Here is a 2,146-nt window from a genome sequence, read left to right as displayed (position 1 = left end):
CGCTTAGGACCAGCTCGCCCTTCGACCAGATCAACGAGTGGGTACAGGGCCGCGAGCATCATTTCCCGGAGCTGGAGGCAGCCGCCGAGGAGATCTGGCAGGTGGGCGAGATCGAGGAGGGCGACACGCTGCAGGGGCTGGTCCGCTATCTGGAGCAGGAGCTGGCCCTCAAGGTGCGGGTGATGCCGGTCGACGTGATGGGCACGGTGCGGCGCCGCCACGACCGGCACAGCCGCCGAATCCTCCTGTCGGAGATGCTGCCGATCCCGAGCCGGACCTTCCAGCTGGCGGTCCAGGTGGCGCTCCTGCGCTATCGCCCGCTGATCGACGAGATGGTGGCCCGCACCGGCCTTTCCGGCCCGGACACGGCTCGGCTCGGCCGGATCGTCTTCGCCAACTATCTGGCCGGTGCGGTGATGATGCCCTACGAGCGCTTCTGGCGCTCGGCCACCGCACTCCGCTACGACATCGAGCTTCTGCAGAGCCGCTTTGGCGCCAGCTTCGAGCAGGTGGCGATCCGGCTCACCACCCTGCACCGCACAGGCGCCAAGGGCATCCCGTTTATCCTCATCCGTGGCGACAAGGCCGGCAACGTGTCCAAGCGGCTGGGCGGCACCCATACCGCGTTTGCCCGCCAGGGCGGCGCCTGCCCGCGCTGGAACCTGTACGACGCCTTCCGCGCACCCGGGCGCATCCTGGTCCAGGTCTCGGAGATGCCGGACGGCATGCGCTGGTTCAGCGTGGCGCGTCTGATCAACAAGCCGGGTGTGGGCTACCGCACGCCCGGCAAGAGCTTCGCCCTGGCGCTGGCCTGCGACGTCGCCCACGCCGCTGGCATCGTCTATGCGGACGGGATCAACTTCCGCTCCGACGACACCGCCGTGCCGATCGGGCTGCACTGCCGCCTGTGCGAGCGGCTGGACTGCGACCAGCGCGCCTTCCCGCCGCTCAACCATCGCATCGTGGTCGACGAAAATCTGCGCGGCCCCAACAACTACCTGTTCGAACCGCGCCCGTCCTGATCGGGAACCCGGCCCCGGCCGGGCAACTAGGTGAAAAGCACCACCTTTTCTGGGGGAATGGAACGAATGAGCACCACCAGCGGATCGGCGATCTGGCAGGGCGGCCTGAAGGACGGCAAGGGCGCCATCTCGACGAAGAGCGGCGCGCTCGACAACCAGCCCTACGGCTTTGCCAGCCGCTTCGAGGGCAAGCCCGGCACCAATCCCGAGGAGCTGATCGGTGCCGCCCATGCCGGCTGCTTCACCATGGCGCTGTCGCTGATCCTGGGCGAAGCCGGCTTCACCGCCGATGAGATGTCCACCCGGGCGGACGTGACCCTGGACAAGCAGGACGACGGCTTCGCGATCACGGCCGTCCACCTGACCCTGAAGGCGAAGATCCCGGGCATCGATCAGGCGAAGTTCCAGGAGCTCGCCGACAAGGCCAAGGCCGGCTGCCCGGTCTCCAAGGTGCTGAACGCCAAGATCACGCTGGACGCCTCGCTCGCGGCCTGAGCGGTTTGCCCGAGGCAGGGTCCAGCACTACCAGCCGCACTGGCGGTCACGGTTCTGCTCGTCGAGCCAGGTTTTCAGCGGGGCGAAATAGGCGAGCAGCGCCGTGGCATCCATGTGATCCGTACCCGTGAACGCCTGGAGGACCTCCGGCCAGGGACGGCTGGCGCCCATTGCCAGCATTGCCTGGAGGCGCTGGCCCACTTCCTTGTCGTCATAGATCGAGCAGCGGTGCAGCGGCCCCTGGAAGCCGGCCTGCGCGCAGGCGGCCTGGTGCAGCTGGTACTGGAGGATGCGGGCCAGGAAGTAGCGCATGTAGGGCACGTTGCCCGGGATGTGGTACTTCGCGCCAGGATCGAACGCGTCCGGGGGGCGTGCGACCGGAGCCTTGATCCCCTGATACTCCTCCCGGAGCTTCCACCAGGCCGTGTTGTACCCGGCAGGTCCCACCTCGCCGCTGAAGACCTGCCAGCGCCAGCGGTCGACCAGCAGCCCGAACGGCAGGAAGGCCACGCCGTCCAGTGCTTGCCTCAGCAGGAGACCCGTGTCGCGCGACGCGTCCGGCGCCCGGTCGAGCAGACCGATCCTCACGAGATATTCAGGCGTGATCGACAGGGCGATCGTGTCGCCGA

At 67.9% G+C, this 2,146-nt stretch carries 3 protein-coding genes; 2 read left to right on the top strand and 1 reads right to left on the bottom strand.

Annotated features, from left to right (window positions below):
- A partial coding sequence (locus EQG76_RS18045) for a helix-turn-helix domain-containing protein (RefSeq protein WP_159715772.1) occupies window positions 1-1,022 on the top strand: 1,022 nt, incomplete at its 5' end.
- Window positions 1,023-1,088: 66 nt separating this feature from the next.
- Complete coding sequence (locus EQG76_RS18040) at window positions 1,089-1,517, top strand: OsmC family protein (protein ID WP_159715771.1); 429 nt, start codon at window positions 1,089-1,091, stop codon at window positions 1,515-1,517.
- 27 nt (window positions 1,518-1,544) lie between these two features.
- Here EQG76_RS18040 and EQG76_RS18035 read toward each other — a convergent pair.
- Window positions 1,545-2,146 (bottom strand): M2 family metallopeptidase (locus EQG76_RS18035; protein ID WP_200840900.1); only part of this gene is annotated, 602 nt, incomplete at its 5' end.

The sequence above is a fragment of the Geminicoccus flavidas genome (genome assembly GCF_009806515.1).
Classification (GTDB): domain Bacteria; phylum Pseudomonadota; class Alphaproteobacteria; order Geminicoccales; family Geminicoccaceae; genus Geminicoccus; species Geminicoccus flavidus.
Note: the sequence above shows the minus strand (reverse complement) of the source record. Positions and strands in the feature narration are given on the sequence as shown.